Origin of the sequence: Bradyrhizobium genomosp. I (2014), assembly GCF_000261685.1 — a bacterium.
Taxonomy (GTDB): Bacteria; Pseudomonadota; Alphaproteobacteria; order Rhizobiales; family Xanthobacteraceae; genus Bradyrhizobium.
Genome location: NZ_AJQE01000445.1, coordinates 1 through 5,943 on the forward strand (window position 1 = coordinate 1; position 5,943 = coordinate 5,943).

Annotated in this window: 4 protein-coding genes; 2 read left to right on the forward strand and 2 right to left on the reverse strand. The window is 59.9% G+C overall.

The window, feature by feature from the left end; all coding sequences use genetic code 11:
- Positions 1-529 precede the first annotated feature (529 nt).
- A complete protein-coding gene (locus IC50_RS41880; RefSeq protein ID WP_125459386.1) occupies positions 530-826 on the forward strand; it encodes a hypothetical protein in 297 nt (98 codons plus the stop codon).
- A 324-nt stretch (positions 827-1,150) separates the two neighbouring features.
- Here IC50_RS41880 and IC50_RS37615 read toward each other — a convergent pair whose 3' ends face one another.
- Positions 1,151-2,383 carry a cytochrome P450 gene (locus IC50_RS37615; RefSeq protein ID WP_011082852.1) on the reverse strand — a complete coding sequence of 411 codons (1,233 nt, stop codon included), beginning with the start codon at positions 2,381-2,383 and terminating at the stop codon, positions 1,151-1,153.
- A 125-nt stretch (positions 2,384-2,508) separates the two neighbouring features.
- Positions 2,509-4,509, reverse strand: a complete 2,001-nt coding sequence (locus IC50_RS37620) for a c-type cytochrome (protein WP_011082853.1) — start codon at positions 4,507-4,509, stop codon at positions 2,509-2,511.
- Positions 4,510-5,536: 1,027 nt separating this feature from the next.
- On the opposite strand from IC50_RS37620, the gene IC50_RS37625 reads away from it, so the two are divergent.
- On the forward strand, positions 5,537-5,827 hold the full coding sequence (locus IC50_RS37625) for a hypothetical protein (protein WP_011082854.1): 291 nt from the start codon (positions 5,537-5,539) through the stop codon (positions 5,825-5,827).
- Positions 5,828-5,943: the final 116 nt, after the last annotated feature.

Consider the following 5,943-nt stretch of genomic DNA (forward strand, 5'->3'; position numbering starts at 1 on the left):
CTGTCCAAACAACCGGGGCCAGCTCTGTTCCTCGTTCATTCGCTCTCTCCTCGGCTATCCAAGGAGGGGGCAATTCCTCGTGACGTCGAGGGGGCAGTTTTCGATGGCGCGCGCGACAGCGAGCCGACTTTGTTGTATCAGTCTGGCTCTGCCCTTTGGCAGAGCCAGAAAGCCAAACAAGCTCGGCCGAAGCTGTCTCGATGGGAGAACTCCAGCCATCTTGGGACGTCAAACAGCACGCGCCATGTTCGATGCGGAGCGCGTTTTCGTACGATCGCTGTCGCTACTGTCGATCAGGTTGGCAGCAGCCATGTGCACTCCACGACAACATACTCCGGAATGCTGTCCAGCGAGGACTTGCCGACGGCCCGAATTTGACGCGTCTGAATGCCAACGGGCGATCGAAGCGATTACCCCTTCTGGGAGTAAAGAGTCGGAATTCGGTGGAGGAGCTCGCCCGGACCTCAACGACGAAAAATCAATGGGGCCGCGAGACGATGCAGTCCCGCGGCCTCGCCACCGGAATTTAGTGAAAAGACAGTTTAAGTATAAAATCCCTCAGCCGGTGTTCTTTCAAGTAGAACACCGTGTTCCAACACTTGCCAATCCGGACAGCTACGGGGAAACGCGTGCAACCGCAGACCAATGCGGCCGCGAGATCGATGAAGAAGCCGGTAAAATTACGGTTCGCCTGTCCTATTCGCCTGTCATAACGGGTGCCAAGCGTCGAAAGAGTGTATCAGCGAGCAGAAGCAGCGCTCGATGCTATGCGCTGTTTGTAGTCGTCGGCGTCGTGCGTAATGGTGATCCTGCAGGTGCCGTTTGAGCGTATCATTGCTGTTGCGCTGATTGCGCGATGTTCGTGCATAACTGCCGGTTGCCGAGGCCCGCTTCAGCGTACGGCTTCCGTTCGCTTAAACCATTTCCTCGGTAAGCCAATGTAGTAGCCGCGCATGCGAAGCTCTGCCTCTCATCTATTGATGTGTTTCGCAAGCGGAACACACCACCGACACGATTGATTATTGCCTCACGCATCTCACGCGCATCGCGTGACGGAGACTTCGCGACGACCGACCTAGTGCTGACGCCAGAGGCCGCCACGCCAGCGGCCGGATCGGTACTCGCGGCTCGTTGCTGGGAAGTCCGGCCTTCAGACCGGCGTGTCGTAGGTGATGGGATAACGCTCTGGAAACGGCCCTCCTGCGTAGTCAATCTCCGCGGCGGGACGGACGCCCCGGATTTGCAGGATGCGGCGAACGATTTCCGGAACTTGGATGCGGCTGATCTGGTCGCCGAGGCAGGTGTGCATCCCGTAGCCCAGATGCATGTAGACCGACTCCGGCCGGTCGATCGCGAAGCTGGACGGCGCCGGCAGTTGCAAGCCATCGCGCATCGCCGACCGGGTCGAGATCAGCACCGTGCTGCCGGCCTTGATTGTCGTCGCGCGCAGCGAGCCCTTGGCTATCCGGTAATCGGTCCGGCAGTGGCGCACCACGAACGGATTGATCGGGTTGAAGCGCAGCGCTTCCCAGCAATAGCGATACATCAGATGGTCGTTGTTGCTGCTGGCGACGTCGATGGCCTCCTTCAGGATCCTCGGGCGCTTGAACAACTCGTCGAGCAGCTGCACGATGGCCGCCGATGTGGTCTCAATCCCGCCGACCAGTGTGCCCATCATATTGGTAATAATGCGTTCGTCGGCGAAGCCGATCGAATCGTCAAAATGGCTATTCAGCAGGCGGCTGAACACGTCCTCGAGCGGCGCCCCATTTTTCAGCTGCTCGCGCCGCTGCGGGAGCAGTTGTGTCAGATAGGCGCGCATCTCCTGCCCAGCGTCAATGTTGTCCTGGTGCACCTTCGGATCTTTGTCCAGGTTGTGAAACATGTCATATTGCGTCGCGCGCGACCAGCGGAACATCGAGGCCAGATCGGGGCCGGGAAAGCCGAAATATTCTCGGGTCAGCTGAATGGGCACCAGGCGCGACAACGTGCTGACCACCTCGATCTGGTTCTGGGTATAGATCTGCTTTTCGACAGACGCATTGGCGAGGCTGCGCACCTTCTGGCGAATTGCCGGCAGATCCTCCATGCGCATGAAGGCGCGCATGATACCCTTGTCGCGCTGGTTTATTTCGGTGCAGTCGCGGCCGAGCATGAAGGGGCCGACCGAAGGGTCCATCATTGGCGCATAGGTGACGTTGAAGATGTCGGGGCGGCTCAGCGCTTCCTGCACGTCGGGGAAGCGGGTGATGAACACCGGCCCCGCGGCGCCCAACGCCAGGTTGGGCCTGACGCGCCGGATGAATGCGAACAATGCATCCGGATGTTTGGCGATCATCCATTTCAGGAACTTCGCCGCCGGCCCCTGTTTCTGTTCCGCCATTGCTGCCGCACCCTAACTCCGAAAAGCTTCGCCTGGTCGGTCGATCCGGGCTTCCGTCCACCTTTCCCCCTGCGGGAGCGAGATGGTCTTCGCTATTGCTCCAGTTGGAGCTGACCCAATCAATTTCAGATCGACTTGAGGAACTCGATGATTGCGTTGCGCTCCTCCGGAGACAGCGCAGGGCCAATGACGCCCTCATGCTTCTCGTTCGAGAATTCGTGGCCGGTATTGCGATTGGCGGGCCTCGACGTATCGATGATGAAGTAGCCCTTGCTGTCGTAGGTCCTGCCTTCAGGAGCGACCGTCCGTGTCACGATACCGACGCGGACAGGATCGAAGCTGGGCTCACCGAGCAGGAAGACTTGTGGGCGCTCCGCAACCGGGCTGAGCAGATCGTAGATCGTCGGCACCGAGCCGTTGTGCAGGAACGGCGCAGTCGCCCATACGCCGTTCAGCGGACGCGCCTTATAGCCGAAACCTGCCGCTAGACAGTTCGGCCGATCGCCTTCGATCTCCGCTTGGACCGTCCCGGTCGACCGAAGCCATTCGTCGATGCCGGATTGGACCACGGCGCCGAGCGCAAGCGCGTAGAGTTGCATCGCATGGTCCGAGAGGTGGATCGTATCCAGCGTGTTGTCAGCCTTCCGTTGGCAGACATCGATGTCGAGGCCGAGCCCTGGGCTGCTCTGGCCCGCCCTGGCCAGTTCGCTGCCGGCGGTGTCCACGGTGCGATTGCGCAGCACGTCGCCCTGGGCCGGATCGGTGCCGATATGGCTTTGCTTGATGATCTTGACGTTGAGTACGGATTCCCTCGTCTGCTTCTCCTGCCCATCGCGACCGCGCCAGCGGATAGGGCCGAAGTTCTTCCAGAACTCCGCGTCCGGGGCCTTGCCGTGCACGATGTCCGGCGTCAGCGCTGGAAGATGGCAGCCGCTGCAATGTTTGTCGTAGAGTTGGGCTCCCACGGCGGCCTTGGCTTTGTCGATCGCAGGAAAGCTGTCGGGCCAGGCTGGCGCATTCAGTCCGGTGAAGGCTTTCGCCACCAGCGGCAGGTCCTTTCCAGCGAGCTGTTGTTCGATCCAGTGCAGATTATCGAAGGGGATGCTGCTGGCAAAACGTCCCCCCTTGGGCGGGGCGGTGAGGTTGAGCTCCGCCGAAACCCCCATCGCCTCGCCGGCATTGCGCACCAATGGCTGCATAATCGAGCCGTCGTACTGCACCCAATCGAACCATGACGATGTCCAGATGTGCGGGTAGCTGACAGGGGCGTTGAGGTTGACGTAGTTGCCGTAGCGCTTGGGGTCGAGTGCGAACACCTGGTTGCCGATGCGATTGAGCGCATCGAGGCGGGTAAACCCTTCCGTGACGTCGATCCCAGCGGGCTGATCGATCAGAGCACCAAGTATTCCATCGAGCTCCTTGGACAGTTGGACGCGTGTAAGATCGCTGTACTCGGTTCCTAAAACGCGCTTCGCGAACCGCCCGAAGCGACCGTCGAAGAAGGGTAGCTTTGCCGACAAAGCGGTCTGTGCGAGCGCAGCGCGGAGCGCATTTGTCAATTGACCGAGATCGGTCACGGCGGGGCCGCCTTCAATGACATAGCGCTTCTCTTTGAAGATCAGTTGGCCGGTATGGCACGCGGCACAGGTCAATCCAACGGCAGTCTCCTTACGCGAAAGTCCGCGGATCGACTGAAACGGCGAATATGCAAAGCCGATCGGCAAACCGTACTCATTGTTCTCGCTTTCGGCAGACTCTATGAATCCAAACCGCAGTAAATAGCGGTTGTCAGAAAACCGTTCTCGTTTGAAAAAGGGGATAGCGAAAGGCGAGTTCAGCGGCGCTTCCAGGGCGAGAAACCATGACAGCGGGATCGGTAAGGTCTGCGTGCCCTGGGCTTTATGATGGAATCGATCGGCGTCTTCGGCGTTCCAGCCCTGATCGAGCGAAACCTGCTCGCTCGCGGAAACCGGTTCAGGGAGACCAGGCGGCGTCAGAGCTTCGATTGTCGCGCCAAGCTGGGAGCTGGTCATGACTGCGATCAAAGCAATGACCACGATGATCGCCAGAAGAACAAGAAAGCGTCGCCACCAAAGGCGCCGAATTGCGCTGGTAACTGTCGACATGGCTCCCCCGTGTCAGCGAACGGCCTCCAGCAGAGAGCCGTGCAAACAGTAATACTACAACTACATGATCTTGTAGGCTTACCCCTGCTGTTGACGTCCTTGAGACGCGATCACTATTCTTTCTGACGTCACAATCGGTGGTCTGTGGAATGGGCGAACTTGACCGCATAACAAGAACATCTAGAGCGTTCGGACGAGCTCTTGTTCGAGCCGCCATCCCATCCTCGCGATCGAATTTGCAGTGACGTTGGGTCCGCTGTGGGAGATCGGGGGGCTGTAATCCGCGGGAACGCGAGCGAACGGAATTGGCCGGGCGCCTGAGGGCAATAGGCTCGCACTCGGAGATCAGGACTCCGTAGGGCGCAATGACCATGAGCATACATCCGGCCACGCCGATCACGATGATGCAGACGGCGAATTCGAGCCAAGCAACGCGGCTACCATTTAACGGCTTCGTTTGGCAAGCACGATGACGGCGCGGCTGACCTGAATTAGCAGCATCGGCGTCAGGCTGTAGCCCGCGACAATGCTCCACATCGTGAGCGTCGGTGGCAGACGTGGAAGACCTCTGTCATCGGCGGCCAGTAGAGAGGGACTGCGAGCAGAGGGCCGTACAGGCCGAGCGCAGCCAGACCCATGGATTGCGCGTGAACTCGTTGAAAACGGTACCGGAGCGGCTGCTGCGCATGGCGACGACGCGCCAGAGTTGTGCGAATGCGACGGCGAGGAATGTGGTGGTGACTATGGCCTCGCCCGTCCAGCCGGGCCGAAACCGCCAGTGTCCCCGCGGTTCTCGCGCTTACGAAGGAAGGCCTCATATCCCTCCGGGTCAACCTCCTTCAGGCGGTTCAGCGCGCGCTTAGCTTCCAGATCGGCGGACTTGCTATGACGCTGTTTGATCTTTTTACTTTTGCTTCCATCTCTGCGAGCTGTCCCGTTGCTGTTGGTACACTCTCGGGTATTGTCTCGAGCTTCGCGCTTGGTCGCGTCTCTTCGAGGCCTTCGACGCACCGATTGGGATGACGAGATGCTGCGGCTCGAATTGAACGACCTTCTCGAAGGTGGGTTTGAGCCGCTCGACGATCTGCACGAGGCCGTCCAGGCGCTGCTCGACCATCCGCGGCGGCGGCGGCGGCGGCTCCGGCGGCCTGCTGCCCGCAGGGCTGATCCAAGCGACCAAGTTTGCATCGTCGCTGTTGAAATGGTTGAAGTCGAGTCGACGTCAGCATCGTCACCTCCGGAGACGTCGGCGTCGCGGCACCGGAAGCTCTGGCAGTATTCCGAGAACGGCACGATCCCCGGCACCGACGACACCTAGCAAGGGATCGACTGCATGGCCCATCCTTCCGCGCAAACGCTCGGGTACCCACGCTAGTAGCCGTGTGCGAGCAGTAACGCCGTCGTGGTCTAGTCATCTGGAACGGAAGTTCGTGA

What these genes read in the sequence shown, in the direction of transcription:
- IC50_RS37615 (WP_011082852.1), bottom strand. Translation starts at nt 2,383, where the DNA reads ATGGCGGAACAGAAACAGGGGCCGGCGGCGAAGTTCCTGAAATGGATG.
- IC50_RS37620 (WP_011082853.1), bottom strand. Translation starts at nt 4,509, where the DNA reads ATGTCGACAGTTACCAGCGCAATTCGGCGCCTTTGGTGGCGACGCTTT.
- IC50_RS37625 (WP_011082854.1), top strand. Translation starts at nt 5,537, where the DNA reads ATGCTGCGGCTCGAATTGAACGACCTTCTCGAAGGTGGGTTTGAGCCG.